Origin of the sequence: Epilithonimonas sp. JDS (genome assembly GCF_021261315.1) — a bacterium.
Classification (GTDB): domain Bacteria; phylum Bacteroidota; class Bacteroidia; order Flavobacteriales; family Weeksellaceae; genus Epilithonimonas.
The window spans coordinates 99,362-123,333 of record NZ_JAJSAX010000009.1 but is presented as its reverse complement, the minus strand read 5'-3'; the positions used below and the strand labels follow the sequence as shown (position 1 = coordinate 123,333).

Below are 23,972 nucleotides of genomic sequence, written 5' to 3'. Positions count from 1 at the left end.
TGCTCGTAAGGGGTAAGCGGTCGCGAAGATTTCCCGGTAATTGTTCCGCTGGCACCACCGTAATGTCCGCCAATGAACCAAACATCCAAAACCCAATTGTCTTTTCTGCCCAACAACCATTGTGCGCCAATCATCAAACCTATATTATTAGAATTGGTTTTGCCGGAAAATGCGATGGGAATTTTCTTATCTACTGCAGCCGGATCTTCTGAAGTGTAACGATAGGTCAGATTGTCTATATTAAAATGTGAATATCTGTAGTAAGGCGCCACATAGAAACCGTGTCCGTAGCCTTTGCCGAGATAAAATCTAGGTTCGATGGTCAAATTGCTGCCTCCAAGTTTTATGTTGTCGACATTTTCGTCTTTGATGATCTCGTCCACGAACGGAATCTGCCCACCGGGAATGAAGCCATAAGAAACCTGAACCGAAAATCTCTTCGTAAACAGGCGTTCGTAGGCAAATTGATAATTTCTGAAAATAACAGATGTAAGATTCATCTTCACAAGATTCATCTTCTCCTGACTTTCTTTTTGCTGTGCATTAGCAACAAGTGAACAAAAAAGTGCTATTGTAAGTAATAACCTATTCATAACTTATAGTTTTTCTCAAATATATAAAATAATTGAGTTATGAATAAGAATTATTTTATCTCAAGATCTTTAAAATAATTTATCAGAGTTTCCCGCTGCTTTGTGGTAAGATTGGCTTTCGGATGATAACCTATGTATGAAGGCAGAGGCATTTCTAAATCCTGAACATTCGAAATGTTTTTTTCAACTGCATTTTCCCTTAAGTCTTTATTATAAGAACCCCACTCAGAAAAGTTGAGATGTTCACGGCCATCATTGATATGATCCTTGATGGTCCAGGAAATTGGAGCAATGTAAGAATAGGTGGGATATTCGGTTTCGTTGGAATGACAATCGTAGCAGGCATTTTTCAAAATCACCCTGATGTTGTCCGGCGTTTTATAAATATCAACAAAATTATCCTTTCTGTTAACAGCCTTATTTTCCCTATCAACAGGAATCAGCTGAATTCCGAGGAAGCCAAGAGCGATCCAAAAGATTATTTTTTTCAATTGGCAGGTTGTTCGTCTAAAGTTAAATCCCAATTTTCATTGATTTCCCACATTGGGCGGATATTGATTTTGCTCATCGTTTCTTTTTCGCCAGCCTTTTTGAAGAGATATGCGTCTTCTGCCAAAACTTCAGTGGTGAAATCTGAACTGTCCCAAATTCCGTTTTCATTATTATCCACCAAAATCCGCAGTTTATAATTTCCTGGTTTCAGATTGACAAATTTGATGTCTGCCTGATTGGTGTATTGCTGGTAAGCCGGCTCATTTTTTTCATCCAGAAGCTGAATCCAGAATTTCTGGGCAGGAACATTTTTGAGATGAGCGGCAAAACTTCCAAAATCTGTAGGTTTTGCCACTTCGAAATCGAAACGGACACTTTCGCTGGATCTGTTGTAGAAAGAATTGACTGTGTTTTTCGGAACAGTCAATTTATATTTTTTTCCTGTGATGAAATTTGATTTTACAATAACTTGTGTAGAATCCAATTCAGAAATAGCAGCAGTGAAGTTTTGAGAAATGCTGTCGGACTCCAGTTTCCAGTTTTCCGGTTGGATTTTATTAATAATATAATTGGAAGAAAATCTGAAATCTGTTTCCGGAGCCAGCTTATTTGAGAAAGGATTGGCAATCGTCATTTCTTCTTTTGCCGGTTTTTTATAGAAAACAGAAACAGTGTCTTGTTTGGAACCAATGTCATAAGAAAATTTCAAATTTTCACTCACCGTTGCACCAATGTTTTCTTTTGCGGCATCAAACCAAATTCTAACAGAATCAGACTTTGATTTATGCGTCACTTTGTAATCCGCAGGTTTTTCACCAACAGCTTTTACAATCACTTTTTCCGGATTTCCATCAAATGTCATTACAACACCGCCTGTAGAAATTGCCATTTCTTTATATTTAACCGCTTTTTTGGATGGGAAAGATTTTAGTTTCAGTCCGGAGATGCTGGTTTGCAGATCGATCTCCTGCTTTTGGAACGCTACGTTTTCTTTTCCGCTGTCGTAAATGGAGTTTGAATTCTCATCATCAAACCCGACAATTCTGTATTTTCCAGGTGTTAAATAATTCAATTCAAAATAACCATCTGGATCTGCTTTGGAAATATAATAAGGTTTTTGACGGTAGTTCATCGTGTCTTTTACCTGATAAAGTCCGATCACCAGATTTTTCTCTTTGCCTTCCTGATTTTTTTCGTTTCCTAATGCGTCAGAAATCGTTCCGCTGATGTAAAGGTCATCGATTTTTTCGCCTGTTGAAAATGCAAAATTGAAATAAGGCAAGACATTGCTTTCATTAAGATCAACAATAGAATTTCCAAAATTGAAATTATAGGTGGTGTTTGCCTGCAAAGTATCTTTCCACTGGATTTCCAGATATTTGTTACCGGTAGCTGAAGGAATGATTTTAGTATATTTTATCGGTGGAGAAATGATCAGATTTTTGCTGATATCCTTCAGTTGAATATATTCATCAAAATCTATTCTGAGCTCTTTGAGATTTCTAGAAACATTGATTCTTGTCGTATCAATATTGGAACCGATCATTTTCGGAGGAATAGAATCTTTTGGACCTCCAACGGGAGAACCAACTCTGGCACAACTTACCAAAACCAACGATGCAAAAAGCCAAAGAAGAAACTGCTTCATTATTATATATAGAGGTTAGAATTTAGATTTTAGAGATGTGACCAAAATCTTAATCAGCAAAAATAAGCAAACTTTGAGATAAAACTGTTTTCACTAATCTTAAAGGAAGCTAAATTTCCACAAAAAAAATGAGTTTTAAAATTAAAACTCATTGTAGATATATTTGAGAATGTCTTTGTCGGCTTCAGTCAATGGGATTTTTCTGCGTTCCATTGCTTTTTCTGCCACTTCGTAGGATTTGTCAAGTCTGAATTTTTCGTCACCTTTCATTCCGCCCCAGGAAAAACTGTCTACGAGGTTTGGCGGGAAACCGGATTTGAAAATGTTCGAAGCCACTCCAACGGTAGTTCCTGTATTAAGTTGCGTATTGATCGCCGTTTTGGAATGGTCGCCCATTATCAGTCCACAAAACTGCAAACCTGTATCGAGGAATCTTTCCTTTCTGTAGTTCCAAAGTTTCACCGAAGCATAATTATTTTTAAGGTTTGATGAGTTCGTATCTGCACCCAAATTGCACCACTCGCCTACTACCGAATTTCCTAAGAAACCGTCATGACCTTTATTAGAATAGCCGAAAATGACAATATTATTGACTTCGCCACCAACTTTTGAATGTGGACCAATTGTAGTTCCGCCATAAAGTTTGGTTCCCAGATTGATTTTCGAATCTTCACAAAGCGCCAGTGAACCTCGGATGTTTGAACCTTCCATTATTTCGGCATTTTTTCCGATGTAGATCTTTCCGGTTTTGCAATTGAGTGTTGAAAATTCTATAACTGCGCCTTCTTCAATAAAAAGATTTTCTTTTTCGCCGATAAATCCGTTGGTAGAAGACAGTTCCTGAGAGGTTTTTCCTTTTGTCATCAAATCAAAATCGAAATTGATTGCAAAATCGTTGTGCGAAAAGATGTCGGTTGGTTTTTCTATGAACAAAAGTTTTTCCGTGATGTCAGTCATTTTGCTGATTTGATTCAGAGAGAAATTTTCCATGTTGATGTTGGCGACAAGAACTTCATTATCGTAAACCAAAGCTTCGCCGGGTTCCAATTCTTTAATTTGCTTTAAAACTTCATCCGATGGGAAAAAGTTAGGAACGATGAAAAGACTTTGTTTCGGCTCTGGTTTTTTGAATTTTTCCTGAAGATAATTTTCGGTGATATAAAAAACCTCATCGATCTCGAGCAGTTTTTGCCATCTTTCCGAAAATGTCAGGATTCCCATTCGCATTTCTGCAACTGGTCTAGTAAAAGTGAGTGGAAGAAAATCTTCCCAATATTGTGCGTCTGAAAAAACGAGTTGCATTTTTTTTAGATGTTAGATGTTAGATGTTAGATGTTAGACTGAGAAGCAAAAAATCTAATTTCTTACTTCTACAGTCTAACTTCTACGAAAGCAAATTTAACAAAAAAACCTCTCGGAAATCCGAAAGGTTTTGATATTTGTAAAAACAGGCTAAAATTATTTAGCGAATTTTTTGTATTTGTTCATAAACTTATCAACTCTACCTGCAGTATCAACCAATTTGGTTTTACCTGTGTAGAAAGGGTGAGAAGTAGAAGAAATCTCCATTTTGATCAATGGATATTCAGATCCTTCGAATTCGATAGTATCTTTTGTGTCAGCAGTAGATTTGCAAAGGAACATCTCGTCGTTGCTCATATCTTTGAAAACTACTAATCTATAATTTTCTGGGTGTATGCCTTGTTTCATTTTTTCAGAAGTTTTAAAATTTAATCTAATATGAGCAGTGGACTAATGGATCCGACAACTCTGGTTTTGAGGATGCAAAAATAGTAAATTATTTTTATTCTACAAATTTTTATTTCCTATTAATGAAAATATATGAGATGAAAAATAACGATTAGTTTACTATGAACTGGTTAACCAAGGTTAATTTTTATTGTTAATTCATCAATAATCATTTATCAGTATAGTTTTATTAATTTCTTTGTTTATTTTTATGCAAACTAAAAAAATCGAGAATCTATGTTTGATTTTACCTTTGAAAACTACAATGACGCTGTTGCAAACTGGGATCTGGCGAGATCCAACTATTCTGACATTCAAAGCCTTATCTCTCCACAGCTTGTCTTTACCATTCTTCCAGATCAAATAGCCTGGCTGAATGCCGAAGATGAATCTGTAGATTATTTCCGTATGGATATTGGCATCTGGAAAAACAAACTGATACTGATCTTAGCTCCCAGAGCCAGTGACAGTGCGGTAATGGTTTTAACCAATTATGAATTTGCGACATTAGGCGTTTTGGAAAATGATCTGCAGCTGACTCAAACCAAAACTTATACTATGACGAGCAACTATACGCTGACCAAAGATCTTAGAAAAAGCACAAATGATACGGATATCAATTTCCCAATTATGGATCAGCCTGTGACAGGACAACAAATTGCTGTAGGAGAGATAGAATCCTGGAGAGAAAACGGAATGGATTGGCTGAGTCTGGAGTCAAATGAATTCAATGGAGAGAGAATCTTTAAAAGTTTCTATGTTCCAAAAGCCGATTTGCTGCAAAATCAAGAAACCGCAACAAGCATTGTCTGTGCTTTTGGGTTGAAACCATCGCCTGTTTACCAAAGATTATTGCCAACATTGATTTTCATCTCTTGTTTCGAAAATCCAAGTCTTGTAAATGTAAATGCAAAAGTTCCTTCCAATACCTATGACTGGTCCAAACCAGAGCCTCCTTACAACATTTCTACATTAGGCTAATCATCCATGGAAGAAATTTACAATATCGCAGGAAGCTTATCGGTTATCCTACTTGCTATCGCTCTCACAATTGCGATTTCAAAATATAGCGCCCTTGCAAAAAATGAAAAATGGTATATCTACTATATCATTTTCATTTTATTTATTGAGTCAATCTCATATTCAATCTCATTTTTTGAAATAGTGGGTGCGAGACCTGTTTTGTATCCAATCTATATTGCCGGCGAATTCTTTTTGGTAACGGGGATATTTTTAAAAAAATTAAAACTTCCCAATTATTTTTTCATTTTGACCGGAATTCTGAGTCTGTTTTTTGTAACCGTTGATAAAATTCTGCCACAATATGAGAATGATTATTCCAAAGCTGTTTCGAATAGTATTATTATATGTTTAGTTGCCTATTCATTAATTCAGGAAATAAAGGCGTACACAAACAATAGTCATTTTTTAGCAGTTGATGCTATGATATTTCTGTATTTTACGGTGAGCATTTTTATATTTATGTTCCAGTATCAGCTTTTGAAATTTAATTTAGAATCGTTTCATATTTTATGGGCTATTAATAATGTGCTGATCTGTATTTTGTACTCAACATTCATTTATACCTTTTTAAAATTAAAGAAGTAAAACTCAATATCATTTTCCTTGTTATACTGATTATCGTGCTGATAGTCATCATATCCTTTATATTAATAGCTTACAGAACTTTTATCCAAAGAATTATTAAGGAAAAAGACTCGCAGTTCCAAGCTGAGCTGGAATATCAAAAACAATTGACGCTGGAAAACATCAAAGGACAGGAAGATGAACGAAAGAGAATTGCGATTACAGTTCACGACGACATTGGAAACAGGCTCAACATTCTCTCGCTTTGGCTTAATAATCTGGAACCGGAAAATCAGGAGGCGTCAAAAAAAGTCATCACTTCCCAAATTACCGAACTCATAGATTCTACGAGAAACATTTCCCACTCACTTTATCCTGTGAATCTGGAAAAACTGGGACTTGTACTCTATCTTCAGGAATTGGCTACCAATATGTCGTATAAAGTTCATTTGTCATTAGATATAGATAACCGATACGAAAGGAAAGATATTTTCACAGAAGTTCAGATTTACAGAGTGATTCAGGAGTTTACGAGTAATGTAATCAAACATTCCGTCGCTGATGAAGTTTGGGTTTACATCAGAAAACACCAAAAATGCCTGACAATGATCCTTACCGATAATGGACAAAGCTTCGACTACAAAACGGCAAGCAAAGGAATGGGACTGAAAAATATCGAATCTCGAATTACCTCTGTAAAAGGCATCTACAAATGGAAAAACAAAATCGGAAAAGGAAGTAGAATTATCACTAATATTTCTCTATAAAATATGAACAGCAATATAAAACTTGTCTTGGTAGACGATGAACAGCTTATTCTGGAAGGCATCAAAATGCTGCTTTCCGCACAGAATAATATTTCTGTGGATTATATGGCAACAGGCGGCGCGGAAATTATAGATTATCTGGCAGCCATTTCGAGAAACGAATTTCCTGATATTGCAATGGTGGATGTTCAGATGCAGCCGATGGACGGTTTTGAACTGGTGGAAATTTTAAAAAAGAACTATCCCGATCTTAAAATCATTATTCTTTCTGCCCATTACAAAAGCAGTGTCTTGGGTTATATGGTAAAACTGGGTGTCTCGGCTTTTCTTCCCAAAAATTCTGACAAGAAAACCTTCATAGAAGCCATAGAAATGGTGGATCAAAACGGAATGTACTTCACAAAAGAGGATCACGAGATGCTGCTTTCTTATATGAACACGCCTTCCCGAAAAAAATCGCTTTTTGATAATGAAGAGACACTCTCCAACAGAGAAATAGATGTAGTAAAATTAATCTGCCAGGAAAAAACCAATCAGGAAATTGCGGATATTTTATTCCTGAGTCCAAGAACTGTGGAAAGCCACCGCCAAAGAATTCTGGATAAAATCGGCGCAAAAAATACGGTGGGAATTGTAATTTATGCAGTCATTAATAATATTCATTCTGTTCCTATTAAATTATAATTTATAAAAATTACGTATTTCTACGCTATCGCAATCTGCTTAATTGTCATTTCTTTGAAGTAAGAAAATTGAAAACAATTAGCAATGCCTCACTCATTAGAAATAGTCAACTCGACAGATCATATCATCAAGGGTGAAGTCACTTACATGACCATCTTCTGCGCCAGCAATTATTTCTTTGTGAAACCGAACTCAAAATGGAGATCGGAAAAACGCGGAATCTGCCCGATTGTGGAAATTTCTGTTGAGATCAAAACTCCCCGAGGCATTTTTACAGCAAAACCATTTATTTCTATGGGAACCAGTCACAGCAGATTTGAAGTGGTGGAACTGAGGGAAAATATTTTTAAAGTCGTAAGGATGAAAAATGCGGAAACTAATGAGTTAAAAACCTTCAAAACTTACAAACACACTTTTCTTGATCAAAGATAAAACCGATTCATATTTTTTAAGTCTCATCAAACATTTTGATGGGGCTTTTTTTATGTCATAAGATCACAATCCGTATAAATACGCAATCTTTAAATTGGTAAGTTCCACGCTAACGAGGCGTTTCAAATCTTTCTACTTTTGAAATATCAAACGAACACAAGCACACACAAAAAAGATTCTAAAAACAAATAACGATGAGAACTCATTTGGAACTTAATTAGAGTTAGTTAATTTCCGATTGAAAACGAAACCGCCTTCCGGATTGGGAAGGTGGTTTTTTGTTTTTATTTATTTTTAAACTGATTAATCGCATTCACAGTAAAATCCGACAGAACCAATTTCCCACTGATTTCTGCTCGCTCGCTTAAAAGTTTGTCCCAATCTTCGGTGCCTTTCCAGAAGATTTCTTTCAGTTTTAGCATCGCTTCCGGATTGGAAGTTGCCAATTTTTCTGCCAGAATTTGAATTTCAGCGTCCATTTCCTCGGTCGTCTCGTACATATCCTGGAACATATTTTTCTCTCTCGCCCATTCAGCGGAGTAAAACTCTGTAGCATTGATGGCCAATTGGGCAAAAGCCGAAGTTCCTATTTTCTTTTCTACAACAGGGCTTATAACGAAAGGGCCAATTCCGACAGCCAATTCACTGAGTTTTACAGAAGCGTTTTCCGTTGCAAATGTATAATCCGCCGCGCACGCAATTCCAACACCGCCACCAACCGCTTTTCCGTGGATTCTTGCGATAATTAATTTCGGAGATTTTCGCATTGCGTTAATAACATTGGCGAATCCAGAAAAAAACATTTTCCCGGTTTCGAAGTCTTGAATTGAAATCAGTTCGTCGAAAGATGCGCCTGCACAAAAGGCTTTTTCGCCACCGCTTTTCAGGATGATGACTTTTGCATCTTCATTTTGTCCAAGTTTATTGATTTCTTCAACAAGATTTTTAAGTTGCGAACTCGGCATCGAGTTGCTTTGAGATTGGAAAAACTCGATGGTTCCGATTCCGTTTTCTATGGTTGATTTTACGTATGCTTCCATTTATTAGTTTTGATTTACCAAAGTAAATTCACGTTTTTGTAAAGGTTAAAGTTTGAATCTCTAGAAATTATGGTGCATTTTTCACAAATAGCCTGGGAAATAATGATTCTGTCAAAAGGGTCTCTGTGAATGGCTTCCAAATTAGAAAGTCCAATGATGTGTTCAAAATCCAAAGGTAAAATCTCGAAGCCATTCTTAAGTATTTCAGACTTCAATTCTTCCAATTTTATATCAAGTCTTAATTTTCCTAAATTTAGTTTTATCGCAATTTCCCAAATCGAAGCAATACTAATAAAACTAATATAATTTGGATTTTCTATTGCAAAACGTGCATCATCAGAAAGATTTTCGTTCCCTTCCAAAAACCACAAAAATGTATGAGTGTCCAGCAAATAATTCATTACATATAATCTTTGAAATCATCTAATGGCTCATCAAAATCTTCTGAAAGTGAAATTTTTCCTTTCAAGCTGCCAAATGTTTTTTCAGATTTTTTGTTGGATTCCGATTCCTTCTTTTTTTTCTTAGTTTTCTCAAGAAGATATTCTATGAAATCTTTCGCCTCTTCCTTCAAAGCTGGAGGAAGCGTTTCTATTTTTGTGTATAATGAAAGAGATGTCATAAGTTATAATTGATAAATGATAGTCGATAAAAATTAGAATCAAGTCAATTCGTACTCAATATTTTTTTAAAGTAAAATCAAATTTACAAAAATTTATTCTTGATTCAGTTTTTTCACCATTGTCAGAATCGTAGCAATCGCCACAGTTTCTCCGGTTTCGTCGTAAACATCGACTAGCCAGCGAACGATGCCTTTGGCAATATCATCTTCGTCTCGTTTTTCCTGACTGATTTTTTCTTTGCAGGTAAACTTCACGCCAATCGTCATTCCAGGATAAACGGGTTTCACGAAACGGCATTCGTCCAAACCGTAATTCAGTAGAACCGGACCTTTTCTCGGGTCAACAAATAATCCCGCCGCTTTGCTCAAAATGAAATAGCCGTGCGCCACTCTGCCTTCGAAAATCGTTCCTTCCAAAGATGTGGCGTCCATATGAGCATAAAAATTGTCGCCGGAAACATTGGCAAAACTGGTAATATCTGCTTCTGTGACCGTATGTTTTGCCGTGATGTAAGTTTCGCTGACTTTCAGTTCTTCAAAATGTTTTCTGAATGGATGAATATTGTCCTCGAACTGTTTTCCGCCATATTGATATTGTTGTGTAATATTGGTCAAAGTCGTTGGCGAACCTTGAATCGCCGTGCGTTGCATATAATGAAGAACGCCACGTTTTCCGCCCATTTCCTCACCTCCGCCAGCTCTTCCCGGACCGCCGTGAACCAGCATTGGCAAAGGCGAACCGTGACCTGTACTTTCTTTTGCACAATCGGAATTGAGGATTAAAATCCGTCCGTGCATCGATGCGGCACCGATGACAAATTCTCTTGCAAAATCGTCATCAGCAGTCACAACGGAACAGCAAAGCGAACCTTTTCCCATTCTCGCCAACTCAATCGCTTCATCAATATTATGATAAGGAATAATCGTGCTGACGGGTCCGAAGGCTTCAATATTATGGCAATCTGTATATTTAAAAGGGTCTGAATTAAGGAATAAAATCGGAGAAATGAACGCACCTTTGTTTTTGTCCGCACCTTTCACATCGAAATCATCCAAATTTCCGAAAACAATTTCCTGAGTTTTTGACAATTCCTGAACTTTCTCGGAAACTTCCTGCACTTGGTCTCTATTTGCCAAAGCTCCCATTCTCACACCTTCGACATTCGGGTCTCCGATAATAACGGTTGAAAGTCTTTGCCCAAGCGCAATCTGAACATCTTCAACCAAATTAACGGGGACTAAAATTCTTCGCACCGCCGTACATTTTTGTCCAGCTTTGGTGGTCATTTCACGAACGGCTTCTTTGATGAACAAATCAAATTCCGCTGTTCCGGGTTTTGCATCTTCACCTAAAACCATTGCATTTAATGAATCTGCTTCCAAATTAAAAGGCACAGATTCTTCGAGAATTCTCGGGTGAGACTTCAGCATTTTCCCTGTGGAAGCCGAACCTGTAAACGTTACAACATCTTCGCTCGTCACACTTTCCAGAATTCCGTTCGCCGAACCGCAAATCAATTGCAAACTTCCTTCAGGCAAAATTTGGGAAGCGATGATTTCTTTAACGACAACTTCTGTCAAAAAACTTGTTGCTGTCGCAGGTTTTACGATTGCCGGAACGCCAGCCAAAAGATTGACCGCAATTTTTTCCAACATTCCCCAAACCGGAAAATTAAACGCATTGATATGAATCGCAACCCCACGTTTCGGCGTGCAAATGTGATGGCCGATGAAAGTTCCTTCCTTGGAAAGCTTCACCGATTCGCCATCTATATAATAAGGTAAATCTGGAAATTGTCTTCGAAGTGATGCATTAGCAAAAAGATTTCCGATGCCACCTTCAATGTCAACCCAACTGTCAGCTTTGGTTGCGCCAGTTGCCCAGCTTACTTTGTAGAATGTTTCTTTCTTTTCCAAAAGATGAAAAGCGAGTTTCTTCAACATCAATCCTCTTTCCTGGAAAGTCAGCTTACGAAGAGCTGGACCACCAATTTTTCTGGCATAATCCATCATTTCCGCAAAATCCAAACCTTTGGAGGTCGCCGTTGCCACCAAATCGCCGTTGATGGAGTTATATAAAGCCTGCCCTTCTCCCTCTCCTTTTGTCCATCTGCCGAGCGCGTAATTTTCTAGTTGCATAATGTTTTTTTGTATTTATGTATGATGTAAAATGTATTAATGACTTAAAATAAGTTCAATGTAAATCGTAAATACTTTCTACATTAATACATTTTACAATTCACTAAACTTTCTCAATAATCACCGCAAAACCTTGTCCCAAACCAACACACATTGTTGCGAGCGCATATTTTTTATTTTGGTTTTGAAGTTCATACATCGCGGAATTCAGGATTCTTGCACCACTCATTCCAAGTGGATGCCCGAGTGCAATGGCACCACCATTTGGATTGATTCTGGAATCGTTGTCATCCAATCCCCAGGCTCTAATGCAGGCTAAACTTTGTGCAGCGAATGCTTCATTCAATTCAATAATATCAATATCATTAAATGTCAATCCTGCTTTTTGCAATGCCAATTCTGCGGCTTTTACAGGACCGATTCCCATCAATCTTGGTTCACCACCGACAACCGCGCTGGAAACTATTCTGACTTTTGGTGTTAATCCAAATTCTTTAATCGCATTTTCCGAAGCCAATAAATTAACTGCTGCACCGTCGTTCAAACCAGAGGCGTTTCCTGCCGTGACTGTTCCGTCTTTTTTGAACGCTGTTCTCAATTTTGATAAACCTTCCAAAGTTGTATCATTTTTAGGAAATTCATCTTTATCGAAAATCAAATCTTCGCCTTTTCTTTGAGGAATATTGACTGCAACAATTTCCTGAGATAATCTTCCGCTTTCCTGAGCAACTTTCGCTTTCTGCTGAGAATTGAAGGCAAACAAATCCTGGTCTTCACGGGAAATTTGGTCACGTTCAGCCAGATTTTCTGCTGTTTCACCCATTGCATCCACACCATACATTTCTTTCATTTTCGGATTGATGAATCGCCAGCCGAAAGTCGTATCGTAGATTTTAGCATCGCCACCGAAAGGATTTTCAGATTTTGAAATCACCAATGGTCCACGCGTCATATTCTCAACACCACCCGAAATCATCAAATCGGCATCGCCAACTTGAATTGCTCTCGCTGCATTAATCGCCGCCGACAAACCCGACGCGCAAAGTCTGTTGACCGTTTCTCCGGGAATGTGATAATCCAAACCGGAAAGCAACGCCGACATTCTTGCGATATTTCGGTTGTCTTCTCCAGCTTGATTGGCGCAACCTAAAACGACATCGTAAATTTTACTTTGGTCGATGTTCGGATTTCTTTCCAATAATTTTTTGATGACAAAAGCCGCCATATCATCGGGACGAACGGAAGATAAACTTCCTTTCAGTTTTCCGATTGGCGTTCGGATGCCGTCTATTATATATACTTGGTTCATAGTTGTCAGTTGTTAGTTGTCAGTTGTTGGTTTTTCAGCGAATAACAAATCTATCAACCGAAAACCATCAACCATCAACTAGTTATAAAAAGTTCTATTCTGTTTTACTAAGTTTCTGATAATTGGACTGCATCTGTATCGGTCATCGTGGTAGAAATTATAAAGTTCGTCGAGTTCGTTCTGAAGATTTTCCAAATCAAATTCATCTGCCCATTTCAATAAACCTTTTGGGTAATTCACGCCTTTTGTCATTGCTAAGTCGATGTCTTCTGCTGAAGCTATGTTTAAGAAATAAGCGTCTGAAGCTTCGTTCATCAGCATTACCAAGATTCTTTTGAATATTAATTCTAATAATTCCGGATTCTCACTTGGTTTTGGTTGTTCCGAATCTTGAGCATAATCGTAAAATCCTTTTCCAGACTTTCTTCCGAAATACCCGGCTTCAAATAATCTTTTTTGCGTGAATGACGGTTTGAATTTCGGGTCGTAGAAAAATTCTTTGAATACACTTTCCGTCACTCGGTAATTCACGTCGTGACCAATGAAATCCATCAGTTGAAATGGTCCCATTTTGAATCCGCCCAAACTTGTCATTGCAAAATCAATCGTCGCACAGTCGGCAATGCCTTCCTCTAAAATCCGAATTGCTTCTCCGTAAAATGGTCTTGCGACTCGGTTTACAATAAAACCGGGTGTGTCTTTTGCAATCACTGGAAGTTTTTTCCACCTTTCGACTAAGCTCTTCGTTTTTGAAATTACATCTTTATCTGTCTGAACCGCAGGAATAATCTCAACCAAAGCCATCAAAGGCGCCGGATTGAAAAAGTGAATTCCAATCACACGTTCCGGTTTCTGACAAGCGGATGCTATGGATGCAATTGATAATGATGACGTATTGGTCGCCAAAATACAATCTTCGGACACCAGACTTTCCAGTTTTTGAAACAAATCTTTCTTGATTTCCAAATCTTCAACAATCGCTTCGATGATTAATTCCGAATCTTTTAATTCCGATAACTTATCGCTCAATCGGATATTATCAAAATAATTCTCAGCTTCTTCGAAGGTCATTTTGCCTTTCTCAGCCAATCTTTGAAACTGAGTTTCTAAATTTTGTCCGGCTTTTTCTATGGCAAGTGGATTGCTGTCGTACAACAAGACCTCGTTTCCAGCTGTTGCTAAAACCTGTGCTATTCCGCTTCCCATTGCGCCACTACCGACTATTCCTATTTTCATTTTTATTGTAAAATGTATGATGTAAAAAGTATAATGACTTTTTTATTTCGTTTTAATTTAACTCCAACAATTGTCAACTAACAACCATCAACCACTTTAATGGCATTTAAAATAATCAAAAGGTTCTTTGCAATCATCGCATTGGTACAATGCTTTGCACGCTGTGGAACCAAACTGGCTTACTAAATGCGTGTGTTTTGAATTGCAAAGCGGACACTCGACCTCATCTGTTTTTGAGAATAGTTCGTCACTATTTTTTGAATAGACTGGTGGCGCAATGCCGTAAGCTTTCAGTTTTTGTTTTCCTTCTTCCGTCATCCAATCGGTTGTCCACGCGGGACTCAATTGGTTTGTTATTTTGATGTTGTTGAAACCTTTTTCAATCAGTTTCAGTTTAATCGACATATTAATCATCGATGTGGCGGGACAACCGGAGTAAGTGGGTGTCACAACCACTTCGATTTCATCTTGTTGAAAATCTTCGGGTTTAGAAGAACCAATGTGTCGCTCCTCTGGAGCTTTCTTTTCAATGACCACATTATTTTCTACAAACATTTCGCTCCTTCGGAGCTTGACATCACGGATGATTCCCAAATCCAAAAGATTTAGAACAGGAACTTCCGGGTCGGGAACTTCCTTCAAGATTTGCCATATGTCGTTTTCTGTGATTGTCATTTTTTATTTTATTGTCGGTCGTTTTCAAATCTCACAGGTTTCGAAAACCTGAGAGGTTTAGCACAATAACATTTGTCTTAATGTAAAACTATTTCTTGACTAGTTGTATAGATTTATAATTAAAATCAACTACGTTGTAAATTCCATTTATTTCTGGTAGACTAGTATTTAAAGATATTGTTTTATATTCTTGTTTCCAGTTACCTTGGGTGTAAATGGTGTCGTATTTTGTTTTTTCACTTGTGGTAGTATTTCCATAAATTAATACTCTTTTGACTTTTAAAATGTTTGTAGTTAAATCCAATTCGATATGCCTTTCAAAAACATTTTTAGGAAGATTATCTATTCCTAAAAAGTAGTACCCTCTGGAATACGTATCGCAATTATTCGCAATAAAATCTATTTCTCCTTTATCATAATCTTGACCTTTTTTGGTTAAAAAAATAGTGTCCAAATTTTTAGTTATTCCTGCAAGCCATACGTCTTTTAGTTCTATTGTTGAAAAATCAGTATTAATTTTTCTTAAACGGATAGTGTCCATATCCCAAACACTTCCTTCTGAGACACCACCACGTCCACTTTCAGCACTTAAATGCCTTTTTTCGTAATCAGTCTTTGTAATTTCTTCAGCTATAAAAATAGGATTTCTGCCAAATAGACTAACAAATCCCATCTCTGTTATTTCTGATAATTCAAATCGTCCATTTTTATCTGTAAATGTTTCTCCAACTTTACAACTATCTACAGGAACTCCATTCGCATCAATGATTACCCCTATTAATTTGGGTCTCACAACTTTTTTAGTGCAAGAAAAAATTAATAAAGGAAAAATTAATAATAGAATTAAGCTTTTCATTTTTAAAATTTGTTTTTTTCTAACTCGCTCTTTTTAAATGCCTGCACTTAGACCTCGATAATATTTAATTATGGATTATTTGTGTTACTTTCCTGATTATAAGCAAACGTTTAGCTACTCGTGCCTTTGCGTTATAATTTACCATTCCATATTAGGATAAGTACGTTGCATTATTTGCATTTCTGCCAAGATGTAGCCCATTTTTTCGGTGTGTTTGCCGTCTTTTCCGCCTGTCAGTTTTCTTGATTTTTCGAAATCGATGAACAAAGTGGCTTCGTTCAGGATTTCCAGAACTTTGGTTTCCCATTTTGTTCGGAAGTTTCTGATGTCGGGGATTTTTTGTTGTTCAATTAATTCTGATTCCCAGTTTGTTGGAATGAACATTTCGTCGGTAAAATCTACCAAATCATTGACTGATTTCTGGATTCTGCTGTGGCTTTCTTCTGTGCCGTCACCCAATCGAATCATCCATTCACTGCTCCATTTTAAGTGATAAGTGACTTCTTTCAAAGACTTCTCGGCAATGGCAGCTAGTTTCAAATCGGAATGATGCTTCAGTTCTGTCAACAATAAATGATGATAGGCATCGAAGAAAAACTGTCTTGCAATCGTGTCTCCGAAATGGCCGTTTTCTTTTTCTACCAATAATAGATTCTTAAACTCACGCTCGTTTCTTAGGAAGGCCAAATCGTCTTCGGTTTTTTCTTCATTCTGAATCTCTGTGGCGCATTGATAATAGTTGGAAGATTCTCCCAACAAATCCAAAGCGATGTTTGACAAGGCAATATCCTGTTCCAAGACTGGACCTTTTCCACACCATTCGCAAAGACGCTGACCGAGAATTAGGCTTGTGTCTGCGAGATGCAGGAGATAATTGAGATAATTATTATTCATTGTTTGCTTCAATTTTTATTGTCATTAGTGACCACCCGGAATTTCAAATATTTTGAAATTCTGCCCCTCCAAGGGAGTGAAATTATAATGCTTTGAAAAGCCTTTGTTGAAAAGCTTTCAGAAAGCAAGCTTGCTACGAGGCAAGAGCAAGCTAGGTTTTAACCCAAAGCAAGCTTGCTTTGGGTTAAAAGTACGCCTGCTTTTTATAGAAAGCTTACTATTACATATTCTTCACTTCCTCCGGAACGTGGTAAAACGTCGGGTGGCGGTAAACTTTGTCTTCAGAAGGTTCGTAAAAGGCTTCGGAATCGTCGGGGTTTGTAGCGTGGATATGCTTGGATTCTACAACCCAAATGCTGACGCCTTCCATCCTTCTGGTGTAAACATCGCGGGCGTTTTGGATTGCCATATCAGCATCCGCAGCGTGGAGACTGCCAACGTGCTTGTGGTCCAGGCCTTGTCTGCTTCTGATGAAAACCTCCCAAAGTGGCCATTCTGTATTTTGCATAATATTTCAGATTAGAGATGATAGACTTCAATCTACCGGCTTATTATTGTTGATTTTATCGCAAAGGCGCAATATTTTTCTACTTTGATTCTGTTTTAAGTCGCAAACTATAAACCTCAAATTAATTTTTGCGACTTATAACATTGCTTTGTCACAGCACTTGCGCCTTTGCGTTAGAAAACATTAAACTGTTTTTCTGTTTTGTTCTTCTCTTAATTTTCTTTTTTCGTGGTAAGCGGTTGCGGCTTCTCTTACCCAAGCGCCGTCGTCGAAGGCTTTTTTGCGTGTTTCGACACGTTCTTTATTGCAAGCGCCATTGCCTTTGACCACTTTCCAGAACTCATCCCAATCGATTTCTCCGAATTCGTAATGTCCGGTTTCTTCATTGAATTTCAAGTCTGGGTCTGGAATCGTCAAGCCCAGATATTCTGCCTGAGGAATGGAAACGTCTACGAAACGCTGTCTCAGCTCGTCATTGGTGAAGCGCTTGATACGCCATTTCATTGACATTTCCGTGTTTCCGGATTCGGCATCTTTGGGTCCGAACATCATCAAGGTTGGCCACCACCAACGGTTAAACGCATCCTGAGCCATTGCTTTCTGCTCTGGCGAACCTTGTGCGAGTTTCATCATCAGCTCGTAACCTTGTCTTTGGTGGAAACTCTCTTCCTTGCAAATCCGAACCATCGCTCTGGCGTAAGGTCCGTAAGAAGCGCGACAAAGTGGTACTTGATTCAAAATCGCAGCACCGTCAACCAGCCAGCCGATTGCGCCCATATCTGCCCAAGTCAACGTTGGATAATTGAAAATACTGGAATATTTGGCTTTTCCGGAATGTAAATCATTGATGGTTTCGTCCCTCGTAACGCCCAAAGTTTCGGCGGCGCAATAGAGATACAAACCGTGACCAGCCTCATCCTGAACTTTTGCCAAAAGGATTTTCTTTCGGTTCAAAGTTGGGGCGCGCGTAATCCAGTTGGCTTCTGGCAACATTCCTACAATCTCGGAATGGGCGTGCTGAGAAATCTGACGAATCAAAGTCTTTCTGTACGCGTCTGGCATCCAGTCTTTTGGTTCAATGCGGATTTCGCTGTCTATTTTATTCTGAAAATGTTCTTCTAAATTGATTTCTGTTGTTTCCATAATGTTTTGTTTAACAGAAGTTATTTATTATTCGAATTAATAATATCCTCAATTTCTTTTCTATCTAAAATTTGTATATTGTTAATCCTTATATCTTCTTGACTTTTAATCATTTGTTTTCCAATAAATTTCTGATTATTCCAATCAGTTATATAAATTCTAGTTTTTGTGATAAAATTTAAGGTTTTTTCAGTTCCATCAGAACGCATTTCCTGTATGATATCAAAGCTTTTCTTATCAATAAATATTGGCTCATTTTTATAAATATAAATAATAATATAATCTTTTATGCAACCATATTTTAAATATTCATTACATTCTGCTTGGTTAATAATTTTAGATTTTGATAATACTTTTTCTATGTCATTGATTCGTATACTATCGTCTGCATTTAACTTCTCAAACTTAATATCATCATTTAATCTTTGACAATTTGAAAACTGAAAAATATAAATCAAAAAAAATGTGAAAATTGTTTTCATTATATCTTAACCAATAATTATTTAAAACCCTATTTTATATCAAAATTCACAACCACTTCCTCCGACCTCGGATGCGCTTGGCAAGACAGGATAAATCCTGCGGCAATCTCGTCCGGTTCCAGAGAATAATTGATGTCCATCACGACTTCGCCTTTTTCCAGTTTGCATTTGCAAGTGGCGCAAACACCGCCTTTGCAGGCGTAAGGCAAGTCGGCTCCGTTTTGCAAGGCAGCGTCCAGAATGGTTGGACCGTGGTAAGCCAAATCTAATTTCAGAGCGGTTGCATCCAACTTGACGGTGACTTTGCTAAATACGTCATCCGATTTATTAATTGCGGATTCGTGTTCTTTTTTCTTTTCGGCAGAAGCTGCGCTGAAGAACAATTCGAAGTGAATCTTCTTGGCATCCACGCCGGAATTGACCAAAGTGTCTCTCACGCCGAGAATCATCTCCTCTGGTCCACAAAGGAAAACCTCATCGATTTTTTCTGCAGGAATGATATTGTTGAGGAATGATTTTGCTTTCTCGGAATTGATTCTGCCACTCAACAAATCTGCGTCGGCAACCTCGCGGCTGAGAATGTGATAAATACTGAGGCGTTCCATAAAACGGTTTTTCAACGCTTCGATTTCTTCTTTGAAGATGATGGTCGCCTTGTTTTTGTTTCCGTAAACCAGAATGAACTGGCTTTCAGGCTCGTTTTTCAAAACTGATTTGATGATGGAAATAATTGGTGTGATTCCACTTCCCGCTGCAAAAGCTACATACGTTTTTATGTTTTCGGGATTCAGTTCTGTGTAGAATTTCCCCATTGGAGGCATTACTTCCAAGACGTCGCCTTCTTTCAGATTTTCATTCATAAAAGAAGAGAACAGACCTTCTGGCACTTTTTTCACAGCGACTTTCAATTCGTTTTCGTGCGGACTTGCACAGATTGAATACGACCGACGAAGTTCCTCGTTGCCATTGATTTGCCGAAAAGTCAGGTATTGGCCTTGCGTGAATTTGAATTGTTCTGCTAATTCTGAAGGCACATCAAAACTTACGGAAACACAATCCTGCGTTTCTTTCTTGACTTTTTTGACCTTTAAATGATGAAAATTTACTGACATTTTTTTTAAACGCAAAGTGCGCAAAGTTTTTTTTTGATTTACTTTATGTTTTAAGTTCGCAAAGCCGCTTACGCTTAGCAAAGCTCAAAAATCATTTTTATAATCTATTATCTATTAGTCTATTATCTATCTTCTTTCAGCATTCCTTTCATTAATAATGTTTTCAAATCATCTTCCAGTTCCTGCGGTGTGATGTCGCGGCTTGGTTTGTACCAAAGTTCTATCCACCTTAATGAAGATAACATCGTGAAAAGTGCGACGGAAACATTCATTTTTTTGAATTCGCCGTTTTGCATTCCTTGTTCTATGATGTTGGCAAAGCTTTTTTCATAGGATTTTCTCGTTTGTTTGTATTGTTCTTTCTTGTCATTAGACAAATATTTCCAATCGTTATTTGCTACAGAAACTGAGGCAGAATCTTCGATAATCAGTTGAACGTGAAGTCCGATAATTGCATTCAGTTTTTCTTGAAAAGTCTGGTTTGTGTTTTCGATTTCCTGAAGTTGGGAAATATATTGGTTGGCAATTTTGAAGCAAATCAATTCCAGAATTTCGTCTTTGGATTTGATGTGGTTGTACATACTTGCCGCTTCCATTCCCACTTTTTCGGCGAGGTCGCGCATACTGGTTCCGCCGAAACCTTTTTCTTTGAAAAGCATTGCGGCTTCGGACAAAATCAATTCTTTTTTATTGATTTTTATTTTGTTTGGAATTGTTTCTGTTTCCATATTTTTAACGCAAAGTGCAATTTCATCAAAGTTATTTCCCCAGCCCTAAAGGGAGTAACTTTGATGAAATTCTAATACTTTAGTAATTGTTTTATTTCTTTAATTAATTTCTGGGTGTTCGGCAACATTTCCTTTTCCAATTCGGAATTGATAGGAATTGCAGGTAAATCCTTAGCACCAACTACTTTTACCGGAGCGTCCAGATGTCTGAAACAATTGTCACTGATTCTTGCAGCGAGACTTTGAGCAAAACTATTATTCACAGGTTCTTCCGTCAAAACGATGCAACGGTTGTGTTTCTTCACACTTTCGAAGACTCGATTTTCATCTAAAGGTGCGAGCGTTCTTAAATCAATGATTTCGATTTGATTGTCAAATTCTTTCGCTGCATTGGAAGCCCAATAAACGCCCATTCCATACGTGATGACGGTCAACGTTGGTTTGTCCTGGTGATTTTCGCAAAGCAAAACTTCTCTCGCTTTTCCAAATGGGATAATATAATCTTCGTCTGGCTCTATGGTTTTTGCATTTTCTGTGCCTTCGATTTTTGACCAATACAGACCTTTATGCTCTAACATTACAACCGGATTTGGGTCGTAGAAAGCGGCTTTCATCAAACCTTTCAAATCTGCACCAGTTGAAGGATAAGCGATTTTGATGCCTTTGATATTCGTCAAAACACTTTCAACCGAACTTGAATGATATGGTCCACCACTTCCGTAAGCGCCAATCGGAACTCTAAGAATCATTGACACCGGCCATTTTCCATTAGACAAATAATAACTTCTGGAAACTTCGGTGAATAACTGATTCAAGCCTGGCCAAATGTAATCGGCGAACTGAACTTCGACAATCGGTTTCAGTCCGACCGCGCTCATTCCGACCGTTGAACCAACGATAAACGCCTCCTGAATTGGGGTGTTGAAAACGCGTTTCTCTCCAAATTGTGCTGCCAAAGTAATCGCTTCACGGAAAACACCGCCTAACCTTAAGCCAACATCTTGTCCATATAATAAGGCTTCTGGATGTTTGGTCATCAATTCTCTGATGGCGAAAAGGGCACAATCGACCATTACCGTTGGGATTTTTCCGTTTGGGGAACGTTCTCCTTTCTCTTCAGTGATTGGCGTTGGTGCGAAATCGTGTTTGTAAGCGTCTTCCGGTTTTGGGTCTTCTGCTAAAACAGCGTTTTCAAAATCGGTTCTTACGAGTTCTGCAATTTCTTTTTCTATGGTTTCAACTTCGGAATCTTCTACGCTGAATTCTGAAAGTTGATTTCTTAATTTGATTAATGGGTCATTTTTCGCGCATTCTTCCAAATCATCTCGGTACCATTCTTTTCTAACGCCGGAAGTATGGTGATTAAGTAAAGGAACTTTGGCGTGAATCAGCATTGGACGGCGTTCTTCACGAATAATTTTGATGCATTCTTTGACGGTTTCGTAAGATTTGATAAAATCAGTTCCGTCGATGGTTCTGGTTTCGATGCCGTTGAAACCCTGCATATATTGTGTGATATCCTGCGCTCGGATTTCGTCTGCGCTGGCAGAAATATCCCATTCGTTGTCCTGAACCAAATAAAGAATTGGCAATTGTTTCAACGCTGCCATTTGAAACGCTTCGGAAACTTCGCCTTCAGTACAACTTGCGTCTCCGAGTGAGCAGACTGCGATTGGTTTGTCATCAAGATTTTCGGCGATTCCGGTTTCTTCTTTGTACTTCATTCCCATTGCAATTCCGGTGGTTGGGATGGCTTGCATTCCTGTTCCAGAACTTTGGTGGATGATTTTCGGGAAATCGTCGCGTCTAAGACTTGGATGTGCATAATACGTTCTTCCGCCGGAAAATGGGTCGTCTCGTTTTGCTAAAAGCTGAAGCATCAATTCGTAGGGTGTGATTCCGATTCCGAGTAAAATAGAATCGTCTCTATAATAAGGACTCACGAAATCCTGTGGCAACAACTGCATTCCCAAAGCCAGCTGAATCGCCTCGTGTCCGCGGGAAGTGGCGTGAACGTACTTTGAAGTGATTTTTTTTTCCTGTTCGAACAAATCCGTCATCGTTTTTGCCGTAAACATCAGACGATAAGCTGATTTGAGTAAATCAGTCAGAGAAATTTCTTTGTTTAAAAAATGTCTTTTGGTCATTTCCATATTTAAACATTTGACATTCAGTTGATTAATTCTAATATTGAATTATGAATGTGATTTAAACAAACTTACGAATTTTTATTTAACTAACAAATGTTAGTTAGTTTTTAAGTACGAGATGAGAAAATTGATAATGTTTCAACTTTCCACAACGTTTCTTGAAAATTACAAATGGTCATACTTTGCGAAGCGCGCCCCGACCTGAGTGGAGCTCATTTTTTGCTTATGCTAAGTTTCAACTCTGTGGGAAAATTTCTGGCAAAAAATAGCGGGAACGGAGGGCGGATGAAGGCGCCCAAATAGAAAAACTTAAAAGTTCTACATTTGCGAACTTTTTGTATATTCGCATTGTAAATGAATTTGAATGGAACGAATTTTTGCAAAAAGTACACTTAGAGAATTTTGGGAAATACACCCAGACTCAGAACAATATCTGAAAACGTGGTACGATACTGCAAAAAATTCTAATTGGACAACGCCGAATGACGTGAAGCAAACATACGCCAATGCAAGCATCCTGAAAGATAATCGAATCATTTTTAATATTAAGGGAAACAGCTATAGACTGATTGCAAAATTTAATTTTGAAAAGCAATGGATTTTCATTCGCTTTATTAGAACGCATACGGAATATGATAAAATTGATGCAAACACGATTTAAAAAATTGAGAATATGAACGTAAAACTTATAAAAACCGAGACAGATTATCAAAATGCACTATCCAGATTGGAGGTAATTTTTGATGCAAAATCTGGTACGCCAGAAAGTGATGAAGCGGATATCCTGGGATTATTGATTGATGAATACGAGAAAAAGCACTATCCGATAACTGCGCCCGACCCAATCGAAGCCATCAAAATAAGAATGGAGGAAATGCAATTGAAACAGACGGATTTGATTGAAGCCATCGGGGGAAAAAGCAGGGTCTCCGAGGTATTGAGCAGAAAGCGAAAATTGACTGTTGGAATGATTCGAAGTTTGACCACAAAATTAAATCTCTCAGCTTCCTTACTTATAGGAGAATATTGATTACTTTAAAATAATGTCATATAAATAATTAAATATCTTCCTCATCACAAAATAAAAATTTAAATTTTGTAGTTTTGAAGATTAAACAAGATTAAT

At 37.8% G+C, this 23,972-nt stretch carries 27 protein-coding genes; 7 read left to right on the top strand and 20 right to left on the bottom strand.

Translation table 11 applies throughout. From position 1 onward, the window contains the following. The 5 genes from LUD75_RS18060 to LUD75_RS18040 form a co-directional block, all read right to left on the bottom strand. On the bottom strand, positions 1–593 hold a 593-nt coding region (locus tag LUD75_RS18060), incomplete at its 3' end, for a DUF3575 domain-containing protein (RefSeq protein ID WP_232707202.1). Positions 594–643: 50 nt separating this feature from the next. Then, positions 644–1,084: a heme-binding domain-containing protein gene (locus LUD75_RS18055; RefSeq protein ID WP_232707201.1), complete on the bottom strand. Its 441-nt coding sequence runs from the start codon at positions 1,082–1,084 to the stop codon at positions 644–646. Continuing rightward, positions 1,081–2,733 (bottom strand): Ig-like domain-containing domain, encoded by a 1,653-nt coding sequence (locus LUD75_RS18050; RefSeq protein ID WP_232707200.1) that lies wholly within the window; start codon positions 2,731–2,733, stop codon positions 1,081–1,083. Before LUD75_RS18050 ends, LUD75_RS18055 begins: the two co-directional genes overlap by 4 nt. A gap of 141 nt (positions 2,734–2,874) precedes the next feature. Beyond that, positions 2,875–4,035, bottom strand: a complete 1,161-nt coding sequence (locus tag LUD75_RS18045; RefSeq protein ID WP_232707199.1) for a GlmU family protein — start codon at positions 4,033–4,035, stop codon at positions 2,875–2,877. A 156-nt stretch (positions 4,036–4,191) separates the two neighbouring features. Continuing rightward, positions 4,192–4,443, bottom strand: coding sequence for a type B 50S ribosomal protein L31 (locus LUD75_RS18040; protein ID WP_034964157.1), 252 nt, complete (start codon positions 4,441–4,443; stop codon positions 4,192–4,194). 276 nt (positions 4,444–4,719) lie between these two features. On the opposite strand from LUD75_RS18040, the gene LUD75_RS18035 reads away from it, so the two are divergent. The 5 genes from LUD75_RS18035 to LUD75_RS18015 all read left to right on the top strand — a co-directional run bounded on the left by LUD75_RS18035 (position 4,720) and on the right by LUD75_RS18015 (position 7,952). After that, positions 4,720–5,463, top strand: coding sequence for a hypothetical protein (locus LUD75_RS18035; RefSeq protein WP_232707198.1), 744 nt, complete (start codon positions 4,720–4,722; stop codon positions 5,461–5,463). Positions 5,464–5,469: 6 nt separating this feature from the next. Beyond that, entirely contained in the window at positions 5,470–6,090 is a 621-nt protein-coding gene (locus LUD75_RS18030; RefSeq protein ID WP_232707197.1) for a hypothetical protein, read from the top strand. A gap of 35 nt (positions 6,091–6,125) precedes the next feature. Next, positions 6,126–6,836 carry an ATP-binding protein gene (locus LUD75_RS18025; RefSeq protein ID WP_232707196.1) on the top strand — a complete coding sequence of 237 codons (711 nt, stop codon included), beginning with the start codon at positions 6,126–6,128 and terminating at the stop codon, positions 6,834–6,836. Positions 6,837–6,839: 3 nt separating this feature from the next. Further along, the gene (locus LUD75_RS18020) at positions 6,840–7,520 is read left to right on the top strand and encodes a response regulator transcription factor (RefSeq protein ID WP_232707195.1); all 681 of its coding nucleotides are present in this window, start codon (positions 6,840–6,842) and stop codon (positions 7,518–7,520) included. A gap of 84 nt (positions 7,521–7,604) precedes the next feature. Continuing rightward, positions 7,605–7,952 (top strand): hypothetical protein, encoded by a 348-nt coding sequence (locus LUD75_RS18015; protein ID WP_232707194.1) that lies wholly within the window; start codon positions 7,605–7,607, stop codon positions 7,950–7,952. Between the two features lie 284 nt (positions 7,953–8,236). Here LUD75_RS18015 and LUD75_RS18010 read toward each other — a convergent pair whose 3' ends face one another. The 15 genes from LUD75_RS18010 to LUD75_RS17940 all read right to left on the bottom strand — a co-directional run bounded on the left by LUD75_RS18010 (position 8,237) and on the right by LUD75_RS17940 (position 22,849). Then, a complete protein-coding gene (locus tag LUD75_RS18010; protein ID WP_232707193.1) occupies positions 8,237–8,992 on the bottom strand; it encodes an enoyl-CoA hydratase/isomerase family protein in 756 nt (251 codons plus the stop codon). Between the two features lie 14 nt (positions 8,993–9,006). Then, a complete protein-coding gene (locus tag LUD75_RS18005) occupies positions 9,007–9,393 on the bottom strand; it encodes a type II toxin-antitoxin system VapC family toxin (RefSeq protein ID WP_232707192.1) in 387 nt (128 codons plus the stop codon). Then, a complete protein-coding gene (locus LUD75_RS18000) occupies positions 9,393–9,614 on the bottom strand; it encodes a DUF2281 domain-containing protein (RefSeq protein WP_034964144.1) in 222 nt (73 codons plus the stop codon). Before LUD75_RS18000 ends, LUD75_RS18005 begins: the two co-directional genes overlap by 1 nt. Positions 9,615–9,707: 93 nt before the next feature. Then, positions 9,708–11,753 (bottom strand): phenylacetic acid degradation bifunctional protein PaaZ, encoded by a 2,046-nt coding sequence (paaZ, locus tag LUD75_RS17995; protein ID WP_232707191.1) that lies wholly within the window; start codon positions 11,751–11,753, stop codon positions 9,708–9,710. Between the two features lie 103 nt (positions 11,754–11,856). Continuing rightward, positions 11,857–13,062, bottom strand: coding sequence for a 3-oxoadipyl-CoA thiolase (gene pcaF, locus LUD75_RS17990; RefSeq protein ID WP_232707190.1), 1,206 nt, complete (start codon positions 13,060–13,062; stop codon positions 11,857–11,859). 78 nt (positions 13,063–13,140) lie between these two features. Then, the gene (locus LUD75_RS17985; RefSeq protein ID WP_232707189.1) at positions 13,141–14,298 is read right to left on the bottom strand and encodes a 3-hydroxyacyl-CoA dehydrogenase NAD-binding domain-containing protein; all 1,158 of its coding nucleotides are present in this window, start codon (positions 14,296–14,298) and stop codon (positions 13,141–13,143) included. 96 nt (positions 14,299–14,394) lie between these two features. After that, a complete protein-coding gene (paaD, locus tag LUD75_RS17980; protein WP_232707188.1) occupies positions 14,395–14,973 on the bottom strand; it encodes a 1,2-phenylacetyl-CoA epoxidase subunit PaaD in 579 nt (192 codons plus the stop codon). Positions 14,974–15,061: 88 nt separating this feature from the next. After that, positions 15,062–15,829 (bottom strand): hypothetical protein, encoded by a 768-nt coding sequence (locus LUD75_RS17975; RefSeq protein WP_232707187.1) that lies wholly within the window; start codon positions 15,827–15,829, stop codon positions 15,062–15,064. 138 nt (positions 15,830–15,967) lie between these two features. Then, positions 15,968–16,723 (bottom strand): 1,2-phenylacetyl-CoA epoxidase subunit PaaC, encoded by a 756-nt coding sequence (paaC, locus tag LUD75_RS17970; RefSeq protein ID WP_232707186.1) that lies wholly within the window; start codon positions 16,721–16,723, stop codon positions 15,968–15,970. 220 nt (positions 16,724–16,943) lie between these two features. Beyond that, positions 16,944–17,231: a 1,2-phenylacetyl-CoA epoxidase subunit PaaB gene (gene paaB, locus LUD75_RS17965; RefSeq protein ID WP_028123345.1), complete on the bottom strand. Its 288-nt coding sequence runs from the start codon at positions 17,229–17,231 to the stop codon at positions 16,944–16,946. Between the two features lie 183 nt (positions 17,232–17,414). After that, positions 17,415–18,374 (bottom strand): 1,2-phenylacetyl-CoA epoxidase subunit PaaA, encoded by a 960-nt coding sequence (paaA, locus tag LUD75_RS17960; RefSeq protein ID WP_063970554.1) that lies wholly within the window; start codon positions 18,372–18,374, stop codon positions 17,415–17,417. Between the two features lie 20 nt (positions 18,375–18,394). After that, positions 18,395–18,856: a hypothetical protein gene (locus LUD75_RS17955; protein WP_232707185.1), complete on the bottom strand. Its 462-nt coding sequence runs from the start codon at positions 18,854–18,856 to the stop codon at positions 18,395–18,397. 29 nt (positions 18,857–18,885) lie between these two features. Continuing rightward, on the bottom strand, positions 18,886–19,968 hold the full coding sequence (gene paaE / locus LUD75_RS17950) for a 1,2-phenylacetyl-CoA epoxidase subunit PaaE (RefSeq protein WP_232707184.1): 1,083 nt from the start codon (positions 19,966–19,968) through the stop codon (positions 18,886–18,888). Between the two features lie 122 nt (positions 19,969–20,090). Continuing rightward, on the bottom strand, positions 20,091–20,696 hold the full coding sequence (locus LUD75_RS17945; RefSeq protein WP_232707183.1) for a TetR/AcrR family transcriptional regulator: 606 nt from the start codon (positions 20,694–20,696) through the stop codon (positions 20,091–20,093). Between the two features lie 71 nt (positions 20,697–20,767). Then, positions 20,768–22,849 carry an alpha-ketoacid dehydrogenase subunit alpha/beta gene (locus LUD75_RS17940; protein WP_232707182.1) on the bottom strand — a complete coding sequence of 694 codons (2,082 nt, stop codon included), beginning with the start codon at positions 22,847–22,849 and terminating at the stop codon, positions 20,768–20,770. 361 nt (positions 22,850–23,210) lie between these two features. Here LUD75_RS17940 and LUD75_RS17935 point away from each other — a divergent pair, with 361 nt between their 5' ends. Both LUD75_RS17935 and LUD75_RS17930 read left to right on the top strand, forming a co-directional pair. Next, on the top strand, positions 23,211–23,507 hold the full coding sequence (locus LUD75_RS17935; RefSeq protein ID WP_232707181.1) for a type II toxin-antitoxin system HigB family toxin: 297 nt from the start codon (positions 23,211–23,213) through the stop codon (positions 23,505–23,507). Between the two features lie 12 nt (positions 23,508–23,519). After that, the gene (locus tag LUD75_RS17930) at positions 23,520–23,876 is read left to right on the top strand and encodes a transcriptional regulator (protein ID WP_232707180.1); all 357 of its coding nucleotides are present in this window, start codon (positions 23,520–23,522) and stop codon (positions 23,874–23,876) included. Positions 23,877–23,972: the final 96 nt, after the last annotated feature.

Coding starts and splice junctions, on each gene's coding strand:
- pcaF (WP_232707190.1), bottom strand. CDS start 13,062: ATGAACCAAGTATATATAATAGACGGCATCCGAACGCCAATCGGAAAA.
- LUD75_RS18005 (WP_232707192.1), bottom strand. CDS start 9,393: ATGAATTATTTGCTGGACACTCATACATTTTTGTGGTTTTTGGAAGGG.
- LUD75_RS18050 (WP_232707200.1), bottom strand. CDS start 2,733: ATGAAGCAGTTTCTTCTTTGGCTTTTTGCATCGTTGGTTTTGGTAAGT.
- LUD75_RS17940 (WP_232707182.1), bottom strand. CDS start 22,849: ATGGAAATGACCAAAAGACATTTTTTAAACAAAGAAATTTCTCTGACT.
- paaA (WP_063970554.1), bottom strand. CDS start 18,374: ATGGAAACAACAGAAATCAATTTAGAAGAACATTTTCAGAATAAAATA.
- LUD75_RS18020 (WP_232707195.1), top strand. CDS start 6,840: ATGAACAGCAATATAAAACTTGTCTTGGTAGACGATGAACAGCTTATT.
- paaB (WP_028123345.1), bottom strand. CDS start 17,231: ATGCAAAATACAGAATGGCCACTTTGGGAGGTTTTCATCAGAAGCAGA.
- paaE (WP_232707184.1), bottom strand. CDS start 19,968: ATGTCAGTAAATTTTCATCATTTAAAGGTCAAAAAAGTCAAGAAAGAA.
- LUD75_RS18035 (WP_232707198.1), top strand. CDS start 4,720: ATGTTTGATTTTACCTTTGAAAACTACAATGACGCTGTTGCAAACTGG.
- LUD75_RS18015 (WP_232707194.1), top strand. CDS start 7,605: ATGCCTCACTCATTAGAAATAGTCAACTCGACAGATCATATCATCAAG.
- LUD75_RS18045 (WP_232707199.1), bottom strand. CDS start 4,035: ATGCAACTCGTTTTTTCAGACGCACAATATTGGGAAGATTTTCTTCCA.
- LUD75_RS18010 (WP_232707193.1), bottom strand. CDS start 8,992: ATGGAAGCATACGTAAAATCAACCATAGAAAACGGAATCGGAACCATC.
- LUD75_RS17975 (WP_232707187.1), bottom strand. CDS start 15,829: ATGAAAAGCTTAATTCTATTATTAATTTTTCCTTTATTAATTTTTTCT.
- paaC (WP_232707186.1), bottom strand. CDS start 16,723: ATGAATAATAATTATCTCAATTATCTCCTGCATCTCGCAGACACAAGC.
- LUD75_RS18000 (WP_034964144.1), bottom strand. CDS start 9,614: ATGACATCTCTTTCATTATACACAAAAATAGAAACGCTTCCTCCAGCT.
- LUD75_RS17935 (WP_232707181.1), top strand. CDS start 23,211: ATGGAACGAATTTTTGCAAAAAGTACACTTAGAGAATTTTGGGAAATA.
- LUD75_RS18040 (WP_034964157.1), bottom strand. CDS start 4,443: ATGAAACAAGGCATACACCCAGAAAATTATAGATTAGTAGTTTTCAAA.
- LUD75_RS17930 (WP_232707180.1), top strand. CDS start 23,520: ATGAACGTAAAACTTATAAAAACCGAGACAGATTATCAAAATGCACTA.
- paaZ (WP_232707191.1), bottom strand. CDS start 11,753: ATGCAACTAGAAAATTACGCGCTCGGCAGATGGACAAAAGGAGAGGGA.
- LUD75_RS17955 (WP_232707185.1), bottom strand. CDS start 18,856: ATGAAAACAATTTTCACATTTTTTTTGATTTATATTTTTCAGTTTTCA.
- paaD (WP_232707188.1), bottom strand. CDS start 14,973: ATGACAATCACAGAAAACGACATATGGCAAATCTTGAAGGAAGTTCCC.
- LUD75_RS17945 (WP_232707183.1), bottom strand. CDS start 20,696: ATGGAAACAGAAACAATTCCAAACAAAATAAAAATCAATAAAAAAGAA.
- LUD75_RS18030 (WP_232707197.1), top strand. CDS start 5,470: ATGGAAGAAATTTACAATATCGCAGGAAGCTTATCGGTTATCCTACTT.
- LUD75_RS17985 (WP_232707189.1), bottom strand. CDS start 14,298: ATGAAAATAGGAATAGTCGGTAGTGGCGCAATGGGAAGCGGAATAGCA.